The organism is Candidatus Formimonas warabiya (assembly GCF_002777255.1).
In the GTDB taxonomy this organism is placed as follows: Bacteria; Bacillota; Dehalobacteriia; order Dehalobacteriales; family Dehalobacteriaceae; genus Formimonas; species Formimonas warabiya.
Map to the genome: position 1 here is coordinate 5999730 of NZ_CP017634.1, position 21423 is coordinate 6021152.

The 21423-nt window shown below is 46.0% G+C and carries 20 protein-coding genes and 1 riboswitch; of the genes, 19 read left to right on the forward strand and 1 reads right to left on the reverse strand.

All coding sequences use genetic code 11. The features are described 5' to 3' along the window. Positions 1 to 22: 22 nt before the first annotated feature. The 5 genes from DCMF_RS26940 to DCMF_RS26960 all read left to right on the forward strand — a co-directional run bounded on the left by DCMF_RS26940 (position 23) and on the right by DCMF_RS26960 (position 7678). Positions 23 to 1555, forward strand: a complete 1533-nt coding sequence (locus tag DCMF_RS26940; protein WP_148137307.1) for an ABC transporter substrate-binding protein — start codon at positions 23 to 25, stop codon at positions 1553 to 1555. Between the two features lie 56 nt (positions 1556 to 1611). Further along, entirely contained in the window at positions 1612 to 2187 is a 576-nt protein-coding gene (locus tag DCMF_RS26945) for a peptidylprolyl isomerase (RefSeq protein ID WP_214658939.1), read from the forward strand. Positions 2188 to 2594: 407 nt separating this feature from the next. Continuing rightward, a complete protein-coding gene (locus DCMF_RS26950; RefSeq protein ID WP_148137308.1) occupies positions 2595 to 4163 on the forward strand; it encodes an ABC transporter substrate-binding protein in 1569 nt (522 codons plus the stop codon). Between the two features lie 185 nt (positions 4164 to 4348). Next, positions 4349 to 5794: a trimethylamine methyltransferase family protein gene (locus DCMF_RS26955; protein ID WP_148137309.1), complete on the forward strand. Its 1446-nt coding sequence runs from the start codon at positions 4349 to 4351 to the stop codon at positions 5792 to 5794. A 240-nt stretch (positions 5795 to 6034) separates the two neighbouring features. Beyond that, on the forward strand, positions 6035 to 7678 hold the full coding sequence (locus tag DCMF_RS26960; RefSeq protein ID WP_148137310.1) for a Na/Pi cotransporter family protein: 1644 nt from the start codon (positions 6035 to 6037) through the stop codon (positions 7676 to 7678). A gap of 19 nt (positions 7679 to 7697) precedes the next feature. On the opposite strand, the gene DCMF_RS26965 is transcribed toward DCMF_RS26960, so the two are convergent. Next, a complete protein-coding gene (locus DCMF_RS26965; protein WP_148137311.1) occupies positions 7698 to 8732 on the reverse strand; it encodes a YkvI family membrane protein in 1035 nt (344 codons plus the stop codon). A 188-nt stretch (positions 8733 to 8920) separates the two neighbouring features. Between DCMF_RS26965 and DCMF_RS26970 the strand changes: the two genes are divergently transcribed. The 14 genes from DCMF_RS26970 to DCMF_RS27035 all read left to right on the forward strand — a co-directional run bounded on the left by DCMF_RS26970 (position 8921) and on the right by DCMF_RS27035 (position 21248). After that, entirely contained in the window at positions 8921 to 10162 is a 1242-nt protein-coding gene (locus tag DCMF_RS26970; protein ID WP_335582370.1) for an APC family permease, read from the forward strand. After that, positions 10114 to 10803, forward strand: coding sequence for a hypothetical protein (locus tag DCMF_RS30390; protein WP_335582371.1), 690 nt, complete (start codon positions 10114 to 10116; stop codon positions 10801 to 10803). The genes DCMF_RS26970 and DCMF_RS30390 overlap by 49 nt, the downstream gene beginning before the upstream one ends. A 146-nt stretch (positions 10804 to 10949) precedes the next feature. Next, complete coding sequence (locus tag DCMF_RS30580) at positions 10950 to 11066, forward strand: MarR family transcriptional regulator (RefSeq protein ID WP_148137312.1); 117 nt, start codon at positions 10950 to 10952, stop codon at positions 11064 to 11066. Positions 11067 to 11114: 48 nt separating this feature from the next. Further along, a complete protein-coding gene (locus tag DCMF_RS26980) occupies positions 11115 to 12485 on the forward strand; it encodes an FAD-binding oxidoreductase (protein WP_236860132.1) in 1371 nt (456 codons plus the stop codon). Positions 12486 to 12494: 9 nt separating this feature from the next. Further along, the gene (locus DCMF_RS26985; protein ID WP_148137313.1) at positions 12495 to 13730 is read left to right on the forward strand and encodes a (Fe-S)-binding protein; all 1236 of its coding nucleotides are present in this window, start codon (positions 12495 to 12497) and stop codon (positions 13728 to 13730) included. Between the two features lie 112 nt (positions 13731 to 13842). Then, positions 13843 to 14010: riboswitch (cobalamin riboswitch) on the forward strand. A 123-nt stretch (positions 14011 to 14133) separates the two neighbouring features. Beyond that, complete coding sequence (locus tag DCMF_RS26990; protein ID WP_148137314.1) at positions 14134 to 14655, forward strand: ECF transporter S component; 522 nt, start codon at positions 14134 to 14136, stop codon at positions 14653 to 14655. After that, positions 14648 to 15406: an AIR synthase family protein gene (locus DCMF_RS26995; RefSeq protein ID WP_148137315.1), complete on the forward strand. Its 759-nt coding sequence runs from the start codon at positions 14648 to 14650 to the stop codon at positions 15404 to 15406. The genes DCMF_RS26990 and DCMF_RS26995 overlap by 8 nt, the downstream gene beginning before the upstream one ends. 202 nt (positions 15407 to 15608) lie before the next feature. Continuing rightward, positions 15609 to 16532 (forward strand): DMT family transporter, encoded by a 924-nt coding sequence (locus tag DCMF_RS27000; RefSeq protein WP_214658941.1) that lies wholly within the window; start codon positions 15609 to 15611, stop codon positions 16530 to 16532. A gap of 32 nt (positions 16533 to 16564) precedes the next feature. Then, positions 16565 to 17413: a hypothetical protein gene (locus DCMF_RS27005; protein WP_148137317.1), complete on the forward strand. Its 849-nt coding sequence runs from the start codon at positions 16565 to 16567 to the stop codon at positions 17411 to 17413. 39 nt (positions 17414 to 17452) lie between these two features. Beyond that, positions 17453 to 17929 (forward strand): UPF0158 family protein, encoded by a 477-nt coding sequence (locus tag DCMF_RS27010; protein ID WP_148137318.1) that lies wholly within the window; start codon positions 17453 to 17455, stop codon positions 17927 to 17929. A 167-nt stretch (positions 17930 to 18096) separates the two neighbouring features. Further along, complete coding sequence (locus DCMF_RS27015; protein WP_148137319.1) at positions 18097 to 18510, forward strand: helix-turn-helix transcriptional regulator; 414 nt, start codon at positions 18097 to 18099, stop codon at positions 18508 to 18510. Between the two features lie 50 nt (positions 18511 to 18560). Then, positions 18561 to 19148 carry an ATP-dependent Clp protease proteolytic subunit gene (locus DCMF_RS27020; RefSeq protein WP_148138095.1) on the forward strand — a complete coding sequence of 196 codons (588 nt, stop codon included), beginning with the start codon at positions 18561 to 18563 and terminating at the stop codon, positions 19146 to 19148. A gap of 478 nt (positions 19149 to 19626) precedes the next feature. After that, positions 19627 to 20259, forward strand: coding sequence for a YdeI/OmpD-associated family protein (locus DCMF_RS27025; RefSeq protein WP_335582372.1), 633 nt, complete (start codon positions 19627 to 19629; stop codon positions 20257 to 20259). 344 nt (positions 20260 to 20603) lie between these two features. Then, entirely contained in the window at positions 20604 to 21248 is a 645-nt protein-coding gene (locus tag DCMF_RS27035) for an SDR family NAD(P)-dependent oxidoreductase (RefSeq protein ID WP_214658942.1), read from the forward strand. The last annotated feature ends 175 nt before the right edge of the window (positions 21249 to 21423 follow it).

A 21423-nucleotide genomic window follows, 5' to 3' on the forward strand; every position in this document is an offset into this window, starting at 1 on the left:
AAAAAGAGGGGGTTAAAAATTTATGAGAAGAAAAATGGCATTGCTATTGGTTGCTTTCATGATTGCCGCATTCTTCACAGGATGTGGTCAGAAAACAAATGAACCGGCGGCGACGGCAGATCAAGGGAAAGCGGATAAAGAGTTAGTCGTCGGGGTGGTAAAAGCCAATTCCAATTTTGATCCCTATGGTTCCTACGGAGACGAAACTTATGGCCATATGCAGGTTTACGACACCCTGGTGCTCAAAGACAAAGATGGAAAAATGGTGCCCTCCCTGGCAGAAAAGTATGAGGTTTCTCCGGATGGCAAGACCATTACCTTCTATCTCAGAAAGGGCGTCAAGTTTTCCAATGGCACAGAGTTTAAGGCATCAGATGCCAAGTTTTCTATTGATCAAGGAATTAAATCTTCCTACACCAGTTGGGCGATGGTGAGCGCTGCGGGCTGCGATGTGGTTGATGATTATACCATCAAAGTCTACTTGAAGAAACCGGATGTCAGTTTCCTGGAAAGATTGACCTGGATTTACTTAGTCAGTGAAAGCGCATATCAGCAATACGGTGACCAATATGGCAAAACGGTAGAATCCACGATTGGAACCGGCCCATATATCCTGAAAGGGTGGCAGCCTGGAACGGAATGTGACTTTGAAGCGAACTCCAGCTATTTCCGGGGTGCGCCTGGGATCAATAAGGTCATATTCAAGACCATATCTGATCCCAATGCCGCCGTAATTGCCTTGCAAACAGGCGAGATCGGATTGTATTTGAAGGATGTTCCCGGTATGGCTGTGGAGACCCTTTCCAATAACGATAAAGTAACGCTTACGCCTTTTTCGTCCTATGTCTTTATGGACGTCCTGATGAATTGCAAAACCGGTCCCTTTGCCGATGTGAAGCTGCGCCAGGCGGTAGCTTATGCGGTTGATCGGGAAAAGATGCTCCAGGTGGGCACCGAGGGTCAAGGGACGATTGTGGATTACCCCGGCGGTCCGGATTATATCGGCAATCCCAACCTGAAAACATGGTATCAAATGGATCTGGAGAAAGCAAAGCAGCTGGTTAAGGAGGCGGGCATGGAAGGAAAAACCGTGACGATTAAAACCATGGACACAGACCCGTGGCCGAAACTTGCGACCGCATTGCAGGATGATTTGAGCAAGATCGGTTTGAATGCAAAAGTGGAGCAATTAGAGATCAATGCTTACAGCGATAAAATATGGCAGAAAAAAGACTATGAAATCGCCATTTCCCGGTACTGGTCCGGTACCAAGGATATGAGCGAAACCATGGGATTGCTGGAAACGGGTGGGAGCATGAACCATTGCCAATACTCCAACCCTGCGATTGACCCATATTTGACGAAGGCTTCCGCGGAAATGGACACAGAGGTCAGAAAGCAGCTTTATACCGAGGCCATCAAGATATTTACCCAGGACATTCCCCTGATTCCCCTCTATTATACGCAAGGGACCAGAGCATATACCAAGGGCTTGACGGTTGATGCAGGTAATGTCCAATATGATCATATTTATGACTATCGGTGGAACGACTAAAGCGGATCATGTTAAACCTATGTAAATTGTGTGCTTCAAGGCGGAAGGAGGGAAAAATGGCTCGGATACGCATCGTAACCGAAGTCGGCGATATCGTTGCCGATCTATATGAAAATCAGGCACCTAAAACCGTAGGCCATTTCCTGTGCTACGTAGATGAAGGCTACTATAACGGTGCAACCTTTTACCGGACAGTGCGGTCGGCGGACAATCAGCCGAATAATGAGGTTAAAATTGACGTGATTGAAGGCGGGTATTACAACGATTATTATGATCAGGCCATGAGGGTAGATATGATTGAAGGTAGGCCTTATGACGACAGTAAAGGAAGAAAGGGCCCTCATCCCCCGATTATGCTGGAATCAACAAAGGAAACAGGGATTAAACATGTTGACGGTGCCATTTCTTTAGGACGTACCACGCCGGACTGTGTAGACGACAATATCGTGATTTGCGTGGGCGACCAACCGGCACTGGATGCAGGGGGAATGCGCCATCCGGACGGCTTGGGGTTTCCTGCTTTCGGCAAAGTAGTAGGGGGCATGGAAGTGGTCCGAAACATCCACGCCATGAAGGCGGAAGGGCAAAAGATTATCTCCGAGGTTAGGATTTTGTCTATCGTCCGTGAATAACGGCATCCCGTTTTTAACCTGACTAACTTGGCGTAAGTCTCCCGCCATCAGCGGTCAGGGGACACAGTAATTGGGGACATTCCTCTGTAAGAGGTGTGTCCCCTGACCGCTGCAGGAATGCCCCCAAATATGCGGGAGTCAAACGCCAACTAAGTCATGCATTTGCAGTTCTAAAATTCAGATGGAGTAAAAGAATCTCCATCTGAATTAAGAACTTGCTTCAATCAGAACCCAGCTTAGCCTGAAGTAAAGGTTAGGAGTCAGCAGGGAGGAACGTTGGCTTCTTCTGTACGAGGGCGGTAAGTTGCTTGCACCCATCCCGGAGCATTCCGGATTCTGACTACTCGAGCAGTAGCTATGATCTAGGCGGCGTCAAGCTGTTAGATAAAAATGAGGAGGAGAAGAATATGAAGAGAAAAATGGTATTGCTATTGGCAGCTCTTATGATTGCTTTATTTGCTGCAGGGTGCGGCGGCAATCAGGATAGCGGTTCCACAAGTGAGCAGACTCAGTCCGCTGCGGACAAAGAGATGGTTGTGGGTATTCCCAAAGTTACGGATAGTTTTGATTACTACAATACTGCCAACGGTTTTGAAAGCATCAGTATGCTCCAAGTTTATGACACTCTTGTGATCAAAGACAGCGACGGCAAAACAGTTCCTTCCCTGGCAGAAAAATATGAAATTTCTCCTGATGGCAAGACCATTACTTTCTATTTACGAAAAGGCGTTAAGTTTTCCGACGGTACCGAGTTTAAAGCATCCGACGCCAAATACTCCATCGACCAAGCCATGGCATCATCCTGGACTTCCTGGTGCTATGTGTCTGTTCAAGACTGTCAGATTGTTGATGACTATACCATTAAAATCAATATGAAAACACCCAATGTAGGCTTCCTGGAATATTTGGCCAACTGCATGTACAGTGCTATGCTCAGTGAAAATGCCGTTAAAAAATATGGTGCGGACTATGGGAAGTCGGTCGAGGCGATCGTGGGGACCGGGCCCTATATCCTGAAAGAGTGGAAGCCGGGTCAAGAGTGCGTCTATGAGGCCAACCCCAACTATTTTAAAGGCGCACCGGCGGTCAAAAAAGCCAGGCTCAAGACCATTACCGATGTGAATGCCGCCATTATTGCTCTGCAAACCGGCGAGATCAATGCCTACTTTAACGACATTCCCGGCATTAATTATGATGCCGTTGCCCAGACGGATAAGCTGAATATGGTCACCTACCCGTCCACCATTTTATTTCAATGTATGATGAACACGAAAACCGGATTATTTACCGACGTTCGTTTGCGCCAAGCCGTGGCTTATGCGGTTGACCGCCAGCAAATGCTGACTGTTGGCGTAGAAGGCAAGGGTGCGGTAGCGGACTACCCGGGTAACCGCCAAGGCTATACGGAAGGAGACCCGGTTCTTAAAGATACCTGGTATCCGGTGGATTTGGAAAAAGCGAAACAATTGGTAAAAGAAGCCGGCATGGAAGGCAAGCCGGTCACCATTAAGACCTATGCTACCGATCCCTATCCCAAGCTTGCTACCATCCTTCAGGATGCCCTTACCAAGATTGGTTTAAAGGCGGAAGTGCTGCAGATGGAGCGAAGTGCCTTTATCGACGACGTAACAGTGAAAGGAAACTTTGAAATAGCTGTTTGCCGCTGGGCGGCTGGTACAAAAGACATGGACGAGATCATGTTTGGCAGTTTCGCTACTGCCAGTATTGGCCCTGCCGGCAACTGGAGCTTATACTCCAATCCTAAGGTGGATGAACTTCTCGTGCAGGCGCAAGGGGAAACAGATCCCGAAGCGAGAAAACAACTTTATGCTGAGGTTATTAAAATTTTAGACCAGGATGTACCGGAGATTCCCCTCTATTATCCAAACGGCAGCCGTGCTTATTCCAAGGAATTGGTTGCTGATCAGGGAAGTGTAGAATACGACAGGCTCTTCGACTATTCTTGGAGCAACTAAACCTAAGCATGCGAACCAGTATGATAGAGACCCAATAACCCCCCTCTTGATGATAGATAACGTCGCATGGGATATTGCGGCGTTATCTATCAATTAAACTAACTTCTGAGTCGGTTTTATCAACGAGGCCAAACATGGAACGACGGATACTTTCATGGCGAATTTTTTGAAAGGGGCAAAGGAATATGGTAAAGGCAGATACTAAATTCTTTCAGATCTTGCCGGACCAGGAAATTGATCAGATTCACCAGGCCAGCCTTTACATTTTAGAGAATTTTGGGGTACGCGTGGATGACCCCCAATTAAGGAATGAGCTGTATACAAGAGGCTGTGAGATTGAACGGGACCGGGTAAAATTTAAAGGGGACTTAATCCGGCAGGTGATTGACAATGTAACCCGGGAAATTACCTTTACCGGCCGGTCAGGAAAAAAATCGGAGGTGAAACCGGGCCATGTGATTGCCCATTCTACCGGGGGAATACCCGCCATGCTCGACGGGGAAACGGGCCGGAAAAGAAATGCCCGGCTGTCCGACTTTATCCAGGCGATGCGACTCGTGGATCATCTGGACCAGTTGGATATGCCCTGCGCCTTGTTGTATCCGGAAGATGTACCGGCCCAAATCAGCCAAATCAGACAATTGGAACATATGCTGAAATATTCTACGAAGCCGATCTATGGACCTGGCGTATCCTCCGCCGGGGAAGCCAAATATATTGTGGAATTGTTCCGGGTCTTTGCCGGCACCGGTGCTTCATTGACAGAGAATCCCATCGGGTTAGTGGGCATCTCTCCGGAAAGCCCCTTGTATTTTCCTCAGGAAATCACCGATACCATGAAGTTTATTATTGCAGCGGGTATTCCCACCGTGATTTTGTCCGCTCCGGTAGCCGGCATTTCAGGTCCTCTGACCATTGCCGGAGGAATTGCCCAAATGAATGCGGAAATATTGGCCTTTGCTGCCATTGCCTATTTTATCAATCCCCAAACCCCTTTGATTTATGGTTCCCGGCTAAACTACCCCAACATGAAAAACGGCACTTCCATTTGGGGCCTTCCTGAAGTGGGGATCGGCAATGTGGCTGTGGCCCAGCTTGCCCGCCGGTACGGATTTCTAACAGATGTCTATGGCTTGTCCTGCACCTCCTGTACCTTCGATAATCAAACGGGATATGAAAAGGCGATTAACGCTATTTTACCTCTGATCGCAGGAGCGCATATGTTTTCCGGTTTTGGCAGCATGGCCAATTTAATCGTGGCCTCTTACGAACAATTGGTCATCGATAACGAAACCTTTGCCATGCTCCGCAAAGTGAAGCGAGGAATGGAAGTGAATCCGGATACCTTGGCATTAGATGTGATTTCCAGCGTTTTGCACGGGGGTACTTTCCTGGAACAGGAGCATACGGTACGCCATTTAAGAGCCGGAGAGATATTTATGCCCAAACTGGGTTTTGATCACGCATGGAGCGAATGGGAAGCCACCGGGAAAAAAGATATTCGCATCAAGGCGAGAGAAGCCGTAAAAGAAATCTTAGTCAATGACCGGTTTGAACCTCTTCCGGGAGAAATAGAAAAGGAAATAGATAAAATTGTGCAACATGCTTTTCAAGAACTGGTAACCAGATAGTGTTCTTTCCGTTAACCCCCCATAACTAGATAAACTGAAAAAAGCGGCAGAAGTGCCGCTTTTTTCAGTTGTTTTGGCACGGTTTCAAACTGAATAAAAAGGACTGCGGGGATAACCGAAGGTTTTTCAATAAAGAATATAAAAGGAAATGTGGGAACCTAGTAGAATATAAATGGGATGTCTTAAAATAATATGGCTTAAAAAACAACTAAGGTCATTGGTATACACGGAGGACGATCTATGCAGGAACTAATTTTTGGGTTGATTGGCGGCACGGCTTTGCTTATGTATGGGGTTGACAAAATGGGCGATGGCTTGGAAAAGGCTTCCGGCCGGATGATGAAGAAAATTTTGGCTGTTCTTACCGGCAATGTCTGGAGTGCTTTTTTTGTGGGCACCTTTTTGACCGCCCTGGTTCAGAGCAGCACGGCCATTACCGTCTTAACCGTGGGCTTTGTCAATGCCGGATTAATGAAGCTTCCCCAGGCTATCGGCATTATTTACGGTGCCAACATCGGCACGACGATTACGGCTCAGTTGATGGCCTTTAGTTTCCATTTTAAATTGACGGATATCGCACTGCCTATTCTGGGATTTGGGTTTGCCCTATCTTACTTTGCCCGGCGGGATTTTACCCGGCATTTGGGGGATGCCTTGATGGGGTTCGGGATGATGTTTTTAGGTCTGAAAATCCTCAATTCCGGGGTTCCTTTCATGAGAGACAGTGAAACCTTGAAGTTTTTCTTCACCCATTATGCCTCCATCCCGCTTGTAGGGATTGCTTTGGGCGCCCTGGCAACTGCCCTGGTGCACAGCAGCAGTGCCACCGTCGGTTTGGTGATGGTCTTGGGCATTGCGGGCTTGCTGGATATCAAGACGGCGATCTTAATTATGCTGGGGGACAATATCGGCACCTGTATTACCGCCCAACTGGCCAGTATCACCGGAAATATACATGCCCGCCGTACGGCTTGGGCCCACACCATCTATAACATTTTCGGCGTAGTGGTGGTCGCTTTGTTCCTGCCCTGGTTTATCGACATCGTGCTGAGCTTCACGAATTATCTCCAGCCCGGCGCAAACATCAGCGCTCAAATCGCGAACTCCCACACCATTTTTAATATCTTGAGCGCAGTGGTGTTTCTACCCCTGAGCAAGTATTACGTAAAATTCCTGGAAACCGTGATCCGGGGGAAAGATGCCCGGTCTCCCAAGTCTCTCGATAAACTGCTGCTGGATACGCCGGTAGCCGCGATTAAAGCCGCCCAGTCCGAGATTGTTCGGGCAGCAGAAATTGCCCGGGACATGGTCGCCAGTGTGATGGACGGTTTGTACAACAATGATACCCACAAGTTTGCGCGGGTAGCGAAAGATGAAGAAACCCTCAACAAACTGCAACGAGATATTACGTCCTATACGGTGGACTTATCTAAACGCCCCATGTTAGAGACCCAATCTGTAATGATACCGGCCTTGATCAACAGTATCAACCATTTGGAGCGGGTGGGGGATCACGCGGAGAGTCTTGTCGACCAATCCAAAGTTAAAATGGATCACAACCTGCAATTCAGTGATGTGGCCGTTCGGGATTTAAAAGAACTGGAAGCAAGTATCATTGAGATGTTCAATAAATCGATCATTGCCGTTCAGGAGTACAACCCGGTCGCAGTGCGGGAAGTCTACGAGCTGGAAGAAAAAGTGGACGCCATCTCCGCTAATCTGGTGGAAGGGCATATTAAGCGGCTGGAAGCGGGCAATTGCACGGTAGAGGCCGGTGTCATCTTTATTGATATTGTTAACTATCTGGAGAGAATTGCTGACCATGTCTATAAATTCAGCAAAGAAATTTCTGTAGATTTTGTGGAACAGAAAAAGGTTGTCTAGTTCTTTTACTTTCTTTAATTTAAAACCCTTTTTTAAAAATTCTCCAGGTAATGGCAATTAACAAGATGAAACAGACAAGACCAAAAAAGGGATAAAGAACAAAAATGAGTTTGGCAAACCGGATTTGTCCTCCTAAAAATATGACCACCCAGAAGAGGATCAAAAATCTTGGGGATATCAACTTTGTGATGCGGTTTCTCACGGCAAATACCGTACTGACTAGGGTTGAAAAAATTTCCCCCCACAATATTACCGAAAAAAAGAGGTTTAATAAGCGATACTGCTGAATGGTGGCCAAAAGAGGGATCTCGGCATGAAGGCTGCCGGCCGACATAGATTGTAAGGAAAAAAATATGCCCAATAATAAAATACCAAGAATCATCGCTCCTCCGGCAGCTCCTTGGATACATGTACTTGGATGCAAGGCCTTTTTTCCTACCGGGAGCAAGACCCCCAGAGATAAGCCAATATTATAGGAGGCGTAAAAAAATGTGGATGTTAACCAACTGGAGGGGCTGGGAGGATCTATCGGCATGGAGGTGGGGAAACTAGAGGGAAAATGGATGGTAAGGCAGGACACAGACAGGATAAACAGAATCAGACCCGGAACAATCAGCTGATTCGCCCGGGTAATCCCCTTCAGTCCGAAAATGATCACCAGCCAGGTGAGAAATATAGTCAGGCAGGAGCCAAGGGCAGGTTGGATCTGAAAAGTGTTTTTCAAGACAGCACCGGAACCGGCTACCATGATAGCGGAAACACCTATGAGAAATAAGGTGAAAATCATATCAAAGATGAAAGATATTCGTCTGCTAAAGAGATGAGAGAATAATTCATTATAGGTATCCCACTGTTTCCGATGGCCAATGACCATCACAAAGGATCCGTAAACAAAAAATAATACTGAAGAAATAAAAATCCCGTAGACACCCTGCTCTTCATAGATACCAAAGAACCTTAATACTTCCTGCCCTGAAGCAAAGCCCGATCCCACCACTGTGCCCACAAATGTCAAGGCGATTGACCAGCCGGCGATGTTTTGTTTTGATTCCATTTGAGACTTTTCCTCTCTTTTAATCTTCTTCCCATATCCTTTTGTTAAGGCTGCCTCATGCCGCTACCTTCCCATATAGCTAAATCTTTTTCTTGCATTTTTCCAATTTATTCTTAAGATAAATGTTGTATTAAATATTTTAGAAAGATAATTCTTAGCGAAAAGCTCGCGGGGAAGGTAGAAAAAACGTGAGAAAAACTTTAAAATCCTTGTTTCTGGGTGAGAAACTGGCTTCCAGCCAATTAACGGGAGAAAAATTCAATGTCTTCTGGGGACTCCCCATGCTGGCAAGTGATGCCATTTCTTCCGTAGCATATGCTTCAGAAGAAATATTGTGGGCCTTTATTCCGGTGATCGGTGTCGCTTCCTATTTTTGGATGACAAAAGTGGCGGGCGCGATTATTGTCTTGCTGATCATTCTAACCATTTCCTATCGCCAAATCGTCGATGCCTATCCTTGCGGAGGAGGCGCCTATATTGTCGCGAAAGATAATTTAAGAGTGATTTTTGGTCTGATTGTAGGGGCTTCTCTTTCCGTAGATTACATTCTCACAGTTGCCGTGAGTATTTCCGTCGGAACGGCTGCCATCACATCCGCCTTTCCGCTCTTATATACGCATAAAGTAGCTATAGCAATTATCATTATCCTATTCATGACAGTGGGAAATTTGCGCGGTGTAAAAGAATCATCTAAGCTATTCAGTATCCCTACCTACGCCTTTCTGTTTTCCATTGTGGTCTTAATCGCTGTAGGGATCTGGAAATCCCTGAACGAAGCCGTTCACCCCGGCCCGGTTACCATCGCATCTCATGTTAGCTTTGGAACCCAGGCAGTCACCTTGTTTTTGATTCTCAAAGCTTTTTCCTCAGGATGTGCCGCTGTAACCGGTGTAGAAGTTATTTGCGATGCGGTACCCAACTTTAAGGAGCCTTCGGCAAAAAATGCCAAACGGGCCTATGTTTTGCTGGCGGGCGCCGTATTGATTACTTTCGGCGGCATTACCTATCTGGCTGAACTTTATCGGGCCGTGCCGAATGAACACCAAACGGTGATTGCGCAGCTAGCCACCCTCATATTTGGACCGGGACTGATGTTCTATTTTATTCAAATTACGACGGCCATCATTCTGGCCATGGCAGCAAATACCGCCTTTGCCGGTTTCCCTACATTGATATCGATTATTTCCAGAGATGGTTATGCGCCAAGACAATTAGCCAGCAGAGGGCATCGATTGAACTATTCCAATGGCATCTTGCTCTTGGCATTAGCCGCGGCTCTCTTGGTAGTTATTTTTCAGAGTGATACCCATGCCCTGATTCCCCTCTATGCCATCGGTGTTTTTACCTCATTTACCCTTGCGCAAGCCGGTATGTTTATCCGTTGGAAGACCTTAAAGCCAAAGGGCTGGCACTACACTATAAGGCTTTGATCAATGGACTCGGATGCGTGGTAACCTTTGTTACCGTTGTGATCATTGGTGTGACGAAATTTATGGGGGGAGCCTGGATTGTTTTCATTATTATTACAGTACTAATATATGTGATGTTGAGAATCAAAAGTCATTATAATACTGTCGTCAAACAATTGGACCTGCCCAATGAGGCGATTGGAAAAGTAAAATTAAAGGAAAAACAATCGACTTTTGTCATGATTCCCATTGACACCTTAAATAAAATGGTGATTAAATCATTGAATTATGCCAAGAGCATATCCCCCAACGTGGAAGCTTTTCACGTAGAAACCTACGAAGGGGAGGCAGATAAGCTCCGTGATAAATGGAAAATGCTGAAGACAGATGTTCCCCTTGTGATTAAGCAATCCCCTTTTCGGGAAATAGTGAAATCTCTTGTTGAACATATTGAATCTGAAGAACATTCATCCAAACCAGGAGATATTATTACCGTACTCTTACCCCAATTTGTTGTTTCCAAACGATGGGAGATGGCCTTACACAATAATACAAGCCTTTTTATTACCGGTGCACTTTTAAAAGAGAAAGATATTGTCGGTTCCATCCTGCCGTTTCAATTTGAGAAGGATCAGGGAGGGACTGAAAATAGTAATTCTTAATAGGGAGGAAATCGAACAGAAACCGATAACAACCTGGCCGGCTTAGGAATCACACAGGCCCAATACCATGTGTTGCGTATTCTGGATGATTTGGGTACCATTAACATGGGCGAAATCAGCAAGCTTCTTTTCAAGGGAAGAGCAACCTGACCACCCTGATTGACCGCATGGAACGAGCAGGCCTGGTGGAGCGCGTCTCTGACGAAGAAGACAGGCGGATCAACAATATTTCCACGCTGGGCGCGCTGACCCATGTGGATTAGCCGGTGATTTCGACAGAAGGGTATCAAGTGTTTAGGGAGTGGTAGAGATTGGATCAGGACATCATGAAGCAAATCAAGGACATTGTAGGTGCTGAAAATGTGTTGGAAAGCCGGGAAGAAAGAATCTGTTATTCCTATGACGGCACATTTCAGAGAGGGGTTCCGGACTTAGTAGTTTTTCCCGGTGATACCCGGGCAGTCGCCCGCATTGTCCAGCTGGCGAACGAGAAAAAATTTCCCGTCTTCCCCCGGGGAGCGGGCACCGGTTTGAGCGGCGGTTCCATCCCTATAGGTACCGGTGTCGCCTTGGTTTTAACCCGCATGAATCAAATCAAAGAAATTAGCCTGGAAGATATGCTGGCAGTGGTAGAACCGGGTGTGGTGACAGGTGTTTTCCATCAAGAGGTAGAGAAACTGGGCCTGTTTTATCCCCCGGATCCGGCCAGCCTTGCCACATGTACCATGGGCGGCAATGTGGCGGAAAATGCCGGGGGCCCCAGGGCCTTTAAGTACGGGGTCACGAAGGATTACGTGCTGGGACTGGAGGTTGTGACCCCCCGGGGAGAAATTATGCGTACCGGAGGCCGCACAGTAAAAAATGTCACAGGCTATGATTTGACCCGTTTGCTCACAGGAAGCGAAGGCACTTTAGGCATCATCACAGAAATCACCCTGCGCTTGCTGCCGAAACCGAAAGAAAAAAGAACGGCCCTGGTGGTCTTCGACCGTTTGGCGGAGGCTGCGGCGGCGATTACCGCCATTATTGCTCATGGGGTGATTCCGGGCACCCTGGAGTTGATGGATAATATCACCATCCGCTGTGTGGAAAAACACCATCCCATGGGACTGCCCCTGGATGCGGAAGCTATTTTGCTTATCGAAGTGGATGGGGGAAAAAGCCAGGTAGAGGAAGACATTCAAGCAATTGAAAGAATTTGCCGGGAAGAAAACTGCCGGGAGATTCAGGTAGCCTCTTTGGCCCAGGACAGGGAGAAGCTCTGGAAGGCTAGGAGAGCGGTGTCTTCGGCGGTTGTCCAGTTGAATCCGACCAAGATTTCCGAGGATGCCACGGTGCCCCGGAGCAAAATACCGGAAATGGTCAGGCGGCTGCGGGAAATTGCCGCCAAGTACAACCTGCATATGCCGGTATTCGGACACGCGGGAGACGGCAATTTGCACCCAAATATTCTAACGGATAAAAATAACCAGGAAGAAATGGAACGGGTGGAAAAGGCTGTGGCTGAGATCTTTCAGGCCGCCTTGGATTTACGGGGCACCCTGTCCGGGGAACACGGCATCGGCATCATGAAAAAACCTTATCTAGCCTGGGAACTGGGGGATGCCGGCCTGAACTATCTTCAAGTGATCAAGCAGGCGGTTGACCCCAACAACATTCTAAATCCGGGAAAGATCTTCTAGGTGGCAACTATGGACGAAAAATATTTGGACAACTTAAAAAAATGCAGCAGGTGCGGGGGATGTCAGGCCCATTGTCCTCTTTTTTCGGCAACCGGCCGGGAACCCTATGTGGCCCGGGGAAAAGTGGAGCTTCTGGATCATGTGCGCTCCGGCAACCTGCAGTGGAATGACAAACTGGCCGAGATATTTTCCACCTGCTTGCTATGCGGTTCCTGCGCGGAAAACTGTCCCAACGGCGTGCAGGCGGACCGTCTGGTGATGATGTGCCGGAAAGAACTGGTGGCGGACCGGGGACTCCCCATTATTAAAAAGAATATTTTTCAGCACTTGTTAAAATATAACGGGCGCCTCAATGCCATGGGGATATTATTGTATTTGTACCAAAAAACCGGCGTGCAAAAGCTGGTCCGGACTAGTAAAGTCTTGGAATTAATGCCCATGGATTTGGCCCGGATCGAAACCTTGCTTCCCCCGGTTGCCGGCCGCTCTTTTCGCAAAACGGTTCCTTTCTTAAACCCGGTAGATCATCCCCGGCTGCGCGTGGCTTATTTTACCGGTTGTGTCACCAATTTGATCAGCCCTCATGTGGGCCTGAGTGTTTTGCGTGTGCTCCAGGCAAACCAAGTGGAGGTAGTGATTCCGGAGCAGTATTGCTGCGGGGTTCCCGCCTTTGCCAGCGGAGATTTTGCCACGGGAAGCTTCCTGGGCCAAGCGAATGTGCGGGAGTTCAGCCGGTATCCCGTGGATTATATCGTCACAGATTGTGCCAGCTGCCTCTCCACCTGGCTGGCCTATCCGGAATGGCTGGAAAGCCAGGGAGCGGATCAGTTAGTGCCCAAAATCATGGATATCAACCGGTTCTTGGTGGAGGTGCTGGATATCAAACTAAATCCCCAGGAACTAGGCATCAAGGTCACCTATCATGATCCCTGCCATCTCAAAAGGACGACCGGGGGCAAATCAGCGCCGAGGGAATTGTTAAAACGGTTAAGCCCGGCTTACGAATTTGTGGAAATGGGTTTGGCGGACCGGTGCTGTGGTTCGGCAGGCTCCTTTAATCTGAGCCATTACCGCCTGTCTCAAAAAGTTGTGGCCCCGAAAGTAAAATCCATTGAGGAAAGCGGCGCCGGACTAGTAGCCTCTGCCTGCCCCTCCTGCCTGATGCAGCTAAACCATGCCTTGCGCAACAATGAAAGCCCGGTTCAGGCCAAGCATGTGGTGGAGCTGGTGGCAAATGTCATGTAAGTAAATTCAGGGACGGTTCTTGAATTTACTGCTGATGTTATAGAAAAGCTCCTATTGACATCCATCCCGGGTTTTGGTAGTCTAGTTTTAGAAAAGGTGGGGGATAATCCTTCATACATAGATATTGATTCGGTTTAGGGAACCGGGTGCAAGTCCCGGACGATCCCGTCACTGTAACCGGGAGCGACCTTCAAAGCATAGCCACTGGACGAAAGTTAGGGAAGGCTGAAGGAAGCGATGAACCGGAAGTCAGGAAACCTGCCAATCAATGGGGAGTGCTCCTGCGCAGAAAAGGGGCAGTCAACCAGGAATGATGGTAAAGTTCTCGGTCAATTTTTTATTGATCGGGAGCTTTTATTTTTTCTCCCTAATATTCTTACAAAAAATGAGGAGGTCGTATGTGATGACAAAAAAAGAGGCAGGGGGAAGTCCAAACACGAATGTACGGAGGTTAGTAAGAATTGCTTTGTTGGTAGCCTTAAGTGTGGTGGGGGCTAACATTAAAATCCCCAGCATTTTGGGGACGCCGGCCCTTGATTCCATGCCCGGTTATTTTGCGGCTGCCGTACTGGGCGGGAAAGAAGGAGCCTTAATTGCCGCTTTAGGTCATATGTTCACAGCGCTGACGGCAGGCTTTCCTTTAACGGTACCGGTTCACCTGTTGACCGCGGCGGAAATGGGGATCTGCGCCTTTGTGTTCGGATTTCTTTTTAGAAAAACTAATCCGCTCATTGCCGTGATCATTGCTACTGTGCTAAATGGGGTAGGCGCACCTGCTTCGATGATTCCCATTATGGGCGTGGGTGTTTTTTATGCGCTGTTGGCTCCTTTGCTGATTGCCTCCGGATTGAACATAGTGCTGGCGGCAGTTTTGGCTAAAATACCCGGAATCAAGATGGTGGTGCGGGGACATGAAAATGCCTGATACGTGGCGAGTACGGGATTTGAGTTTAGTGGCCCTGCCCGGGGAGATGTTTTTAGTTACGTCCTGTGATTCTCTCGGCGCTATTGGGGCCAAAGAGCTGGATGTGGTGAAGGTAACGGGAGAATTTGTCGGGAGGGGAATAACCCGCGTTCCCCTAATGGAGATTCTCGCCACAGGCGCGGAACCGGTAGCCGTATACAATACCCTGGCGGTGGAAATGACGCCCTATGGGGAGGAAATCATCCGGGGCATGACTGCTGAAATCGCCGGGGCGGGAATAGATCCCGGCCTGGTATTAAACGGCAGCACCGAGGAGAATGTCCCTACCCGGCAAACCGGTGTCGGTGTGGTCGTATTAGGTTTAGCCGCCAAAAAGGATCTTTTATTAGGAACCGCAGTTCGAGATGATCTGATCGTGGTTTTTGGCCTCCCCAAGGTTGGTCATGAAGTAGCAGAAGGTGGTCCGGATGATCCGGAGGTGGCTCATCCATCCCTGATCAGGGATTTGATGCAAAAGGGATATGTCCATGAACTTTTGCCTGTGGGTTCGAAAGGAATCCTTTATGAATGCGGGGAATTAGCCCGCACGGCCCGGCTGTACTTTCAACTTCAGGCAGGGGTGACTTTGGATGTACACAAATCTGCCGGCCCGGCAACCTGCCTCTTGGCTGCTATCCCCAGGGAAGTACTTCCCGTGCTGCAGAAGGAAAAATGGCAGGTTCCCTGGCAAGTAATCGGTTCTTTAGATTGAGTAAATTCAGGGACGGTTCTTGAATTTACTCAAAATAATATTCGTTCTAAGCCATAGCCTGAGAGCTATGGTTTTTTCTTGTGGCGATTTTAGATCCCGGAGAGGAGTTTGTAGCATTTTGTGGAAATATCAAAAGAATGAAATGGGGACTGTTCTCTTACCCTAATTATATAGAAATATAAACGGAAAAATGGAGTCAAACATGAGAAGACTATTACCCTATCTGTCCGCAACAGGAATGGCGCTAATCTTTGGATTTTCCTTTCTGTTCACCAAAAATGCCCTGGAGACTCTGGACACATTTCAATTGCTTTTCTTAAGATTTTTGATGGCATTCATTGTCATGTCCTTGCTGGTTTTATTTAAGATCATCAAAATAAACTTTCAGGGTAAGAATCTGAAGCCCTTATTGCTGGTGGCTATATTGCAGCCGGTAATATATTTCATTATGGAAACCTTTGGGCTGAAACATGCCACTTCTTCTGAAGCAGGGGTGATGATGGCCTTTATCCCGGTGATTGTTGCCGTAGTCGGCATGATCATACTGAAGGAAAAAATCACTCAAAAGCAGGCCCTCTCCATCGTCTTATCTTTTATGGGTGTGATCATCCTTGTGGTGATGAGCGGAAAAGAGGAAACGGGCGGAGAGTTTAAGGGAATCATGTTTCTCTTAGGTGCTGTTGCCACTGCTGCATTTTATAATATTTACTCAAGAAAAGCTTCTTTTCAATTTACTCCTTATGAGATAACTTATTTCATGATGTTGTGCGGCACCGTATTTTTCGGGTTGGCAGCTGCTGTTGCCGGCCTGATCAACGGTAATATCAGCAATTTATTTGTGGTTGATTCCACAGCCTTTGCATCACTGCTTTATCTTGGGCTATTATCTTCTGTGGGAGCCTTTTTTATGGTAAATTATACACTGTCAAAAATACCTGCGTCACAGTCAGCCATTTTTTCTAACCTGATTTCGGTGGTATCGGTCTTTGCCGGTGTCATGTTTAGACATGAAGCCTTTGAATTATATAAAATGTTTGGAGCGGTGCTGATCATTGCCGGCGTGTTTGGAACAAATTATTTTGGCAGCAAAGACTCAGAGAAATGTTTAGAGGAGTCCTTTTCCTAAGTGGGATCAGGACAGAGGGAGGAAAAGATGATATGGACAAGGGAATGAAGATTGTTTTAGCAATATTAGCAGTAAGCCTGCTGCTGAATATTCGTACCTATATGGAGGTAAGTGACTTGAACTACCGGTTGAACGACCTTACCCAGAACCGGACTACCATAATAGACGAAATGAACGATATGAGAGAGATGATCAATGAAATCAAAGAGCAGCAACAGTGGATTACCCCTGTTCAAATCGAGCCAGGAGCTTTGGTGGACGGAAAACAAAATGTACGGTTTTCCTGGCAGATAAAAGACTATCCTTTGGGATCACCGGTTTCGTTTTGCTATCGTCAAGTAGGTAACCAGGAATTTCAGGAAATAGCAGCGATCTCCCAAACCGGGGGAAATTTTGAAGTGGAAGTAGGAATTGAGCAGGAAGACCAGCCTTCCTGGTCTGTAGAGTACAAGGATAAAGTTCTTAGTAAATATGGCGAACAATCTGCCTCCTCTACCTATGAATATTACATCACTTTAAAAGAGGGAGCCCGGCTTAAAAGCAGTGAGATGGACCGCGTTAACCTGGAAAAGCTGGGAAAGAAATACGCATCTTTAGAAGTAACCGTAGTGCCTGAAAGAACAAACAATGAGTTTGAAATTATGCTGTATCTTGAGAAGCATGGAATGATGCCGGAAAAAACATATTTGGAAGTGTACAAGGGCAACCAACTGGTAGAAACGAAGGAACTGAAGGATCGGGAAGAAGAGGCGAATGAAAAGATAATTTCTTGGCAAGGGGGAGAAAAACAGTTTGACCGCCTTTTACTGTCTGTAGAATACGAAAATCATAAAGTGTTTAAAAAGGAAATCTGGAATAAAGAGATAAGTGAGCGCAGCTAGCGTTTTAAAACATACACAACGAAGGAAAGGGGATTGGTCATGCCTGTAAAGATCAAGGATTTGGTTGATGAAATGGAAGGGCAGATGGATGAGTACAATAAATATTTGAATAAGGAGACCGGTCAAATTATCATGGTCAGTGTGGAAGACTTGTCCGTCGCAGAGGAGTCGGAAGAGGAAGACGATTTTTCACAATATCCCGAGTGGCAGAGAGAAGCCCTGCAGGAAGCCTTGGATGTCATTATAAGCGGGGAGAAGTATGTTGAGCTGCCCGATAAATGGGAGATACACGAATACAGCATCATGGAGAGATTCTGTGCCTCCATTGAAAATGACAGTATTTCAGATGCACTATTTTCCGCAATTAGGGGCAAAGGAGCGTTCAGGCGTTTCAAGGATACCTTGCATCGATACGGGATTGAGCAAGAGTGGTATCGTTTTTATAAAGAGGCACTGACTGTGATTGCAATCCAATGGTGTGAAGAAAATGGTATTGTTTATGAGCCAGAGGCATGAAAAACAATTGGCGGGACTATTTGTCCCGCTTGTCATTTTAGCTATTAAATGCCTTGTTTCAATGGAGTCCAATGCTGCTAAGGAAATGGATGTTAGCAAGGAATGTCAGGTAATTTGGCAAACTTGTTTATATAATATATGGTGAGAATGAGTTGAGGAGGAATCTCATGGACAATAAGCTAAAAATCCAAAATTCCATTGACTATATTGAAAAGCATTTAGGAGAAAAAATTAAACTGGACCAAATTGCTAAGCAATCGTATTTCTCGGAATTTCATTTCCACAGACTTTTCCGTGAAGCCATAGGGACTACGGTAATGAATTACATAAGAACCAGGCGGCTCTCCGAGGCGGCGCGGGAACTGGTGAAAACGGATGCGAAAATTACGGATATCGCTTTTAAATATCAATTCAGCTCAGAAGAGTCGTTTTCCAGGGCGTTTAAAAAATTATACGGTACAACCCCCAGAAATTTTAGGAAGACAGAAAGAGAAATCTACTGCAGTAAAAAATCCAATACCATTACTAAAGGCCCAAAGATTTTCTCTTCAAATACTACCCTATTGTCCAGAGCGGCTTAAAAAGTCCTTTGCCAAAAAATGATGCAACTCAACGTTGAAGGAGTGATATGATGAGCACGGTTCCATTTGTGATTGAACAGACAAATCGTGGAGAGCGTTCTTATGATATTTTTTCCAGGTTATTAAACGACCGGATTATCGTATTAAGTGACACAATTAATGACAGTACAGCCAGCGTGATCATTGCCCAAATGCTGTTCCTGGAGGGGTCGGACCCTGATAAAGATATCCATTTCTACATTAATAGCCCCGGCGGATCCATTACTGCGGGTTTTGCCATCTATGATACCATGCAGCATATCAAGCCGGATGTATCAACCATCTGTATGGGCATGGCGGCAAGCGCCGGATCCTTTTTACTGGCGTCCGGAGCAAAAGGAAAAAGATTTGCTTTACCCAACAGTGAGATCTTAATTCATCAGCCATGGATGGAAGGCGGAATCAAGGGACAGGCGACCGATATCAAAATACATTCCGACTGGCTGCAGAGAACAAAAGCAAAACTTAATAGCATCTATAGTGAATTAACAGGGCAACCGCTGGAAAGAATTGAGAGAGACATGGAAAGGGACTATTATATGACGGCGGAAGAAGCAAAAGAATATGGGCTTATTGACGCTGTGTTGACAAAGAAGTAAAGAGGGCGGTGAAGAGATTATTGTCCGGTTCGATGTAAACTTTGCTTTCTCATATAGCCTTCTCGGCCAGGTCAGGCAATAGTAAAAAGACCTTAATACCACTGGCCACTTTGCCCGAAAGGAATTGCTTGGCGCGAGAACAGTATGGTCAAAGAGGCATTGCATACATAATGACTTCTGGCTTCATTGGTGTCACTCCTTAATGATCTTTTTTTCTTTAATGTACCACAATTTAATTTCCCTGTCATGTAATTCCAATTTTGGGGGTGTCGGGGATGGGGTTGTTGCTATTGTTTAGTATCCCAAAAAATTTCTGTCAATAACCCTGTCCCCCGACATCTTAATATTAGTATATTATATGATGGAATTGAAGCAAAACAAGCAGGAATGAAGCTTAATGCTTAGAAAAGTAAGAGAAAAAAGTAAAAGCGTGATATACATATAATGATGAGAGGCATTAACAAACAGGAAATCTTTCATGATGACGAGGATTGGAAGCGAAAGAACCGTTCCGTTGCTTCCCGTAAAAGGAATGACTTGGAGTGATGATATGAATGACCAAATAATGTTCGAAAATAGGGAACGCTTCAGAAAATGGCTGTCAGAGAACCATAATAGCAATAAAGGTATATGGCTATTATTCAGCAAGACAAGTAAAGTTAAAACCATTAAACCAGATGAAGCCTTGGAAGAGGCGCTATGCTTTGGGTGGATTGATGGTCAGGTCAAAAGTATTAATGAAGACAAATATGTAAAGAAATTTAGCCCCAGAAGAAAAGAAAGCCGATGGTCAGAGAAAAATAGAAATTTAGCAAATGTTCTTATAGAGACAGGTAAAATGACTGAACATGGTTTGGCAGCAATTACTGAGGCGAGACGCAGAGGTACTTGGGACATACCTAGAAATGAACCAATTAATGAGAAAGAGATCGAAATATTAATTAAGGCCTTATCGGGTACAGAGAAAGCATTATTTAACTTTCTAAATATGCCAATGTCTGTAAAAAAGACGTATACGGGATTTTATTTAGATGCTAAAAAGGAAGAAACAAGAATTAAGAGACTCGAAAAGATTATAGAAAGACTTAATGAAAATAAAAAACCTATGTGAGACAATCAAAAGTTTAAGAGTGCGACATCCGGGCGTATTCTGGCTCCGGGGGCCTCATAGATCCGGAAGCTGCAGCGGCAGCTTCGTCCGATAATGAACCCATTTCTTGCGAACGAACTAAGTGGCCTCTTACTGATAAGCCATTTTATGAGCTTGGGGCTTGGCTAAATCTAGAACTAATGAAGAATGCTGCAGAGATCGGTTATTGTCGCTTCCTTTATGCAACTCGGAAATAGTAGTTGTCAGGGGAAAACTCTTCCCCTGACACCATAGTAGTCTTGATTAATTCCCGTGACATTCCGGAGATAAATACATTGTTTTGTACAGGAGTGATTTTTATTATAATGATTCCAGATGACAAAGTTTTAAAAGGTAAGGTTGCAGTTGTTACCGGGGCAGGACGTGGGATTGGAAAGGCAATAGCTATTGCTTATGCAAAGGCGGGAGCTAATACTGTCTGTGCGGCACGGACAGCTGCGGAAATTAGGGAAACCGTAACTGAAATATCAAAAATGGACGGAAGGGCTTTGGCACTAGAAACAGATGTTACCTGTATTGAATCGGTTAATAACATGTTTGCAAGAGCCGTTGAGCATTTTGGAGGTATTGACATCCTGGTTATCAATGCAGGAGCAAACTATGATCGTGAAACTGTTGAAAATAGTAATCCGGACAATTGGAAAAGAACGCTGGACGTAAATCTGTTCGGAGCCTATTATTGTGCCCATTCGGCTATACCATTTTTGAAGCAGCGGGGTGCCGGAAAAATAATAACTATTGGGTCAGGGCTTGGACACCGCGGATATGCAGGGGGATCAGCATATTCCTGCTCAAAAGCTGGCTTATGGATGTTAACACGTATCTTGGCTCAAGAGCTCATGGAATATAAAATTAGTGTAAACGAGCTGATTCCGGGACCAGTTCAGACATCAATAGATGATAATGCCAAAACGGGTATAAGCAAAGGGAATGTTTCATATTTCGTGTAATTAGTTATCCCTAACAAGGTTTAAGACCTTGCAATAATGGGTAAAATTGTAGTACAGCCAGAGGGACAAGGCTCTGCCGGAGGGCAACCTGAGGATCTGACTGTGGAACTCAAGCAATGGAAAATGCAGTCTTAAAAGGGGCTGCTTTTTCATTGCTTAGATTCCCAACCCGAAA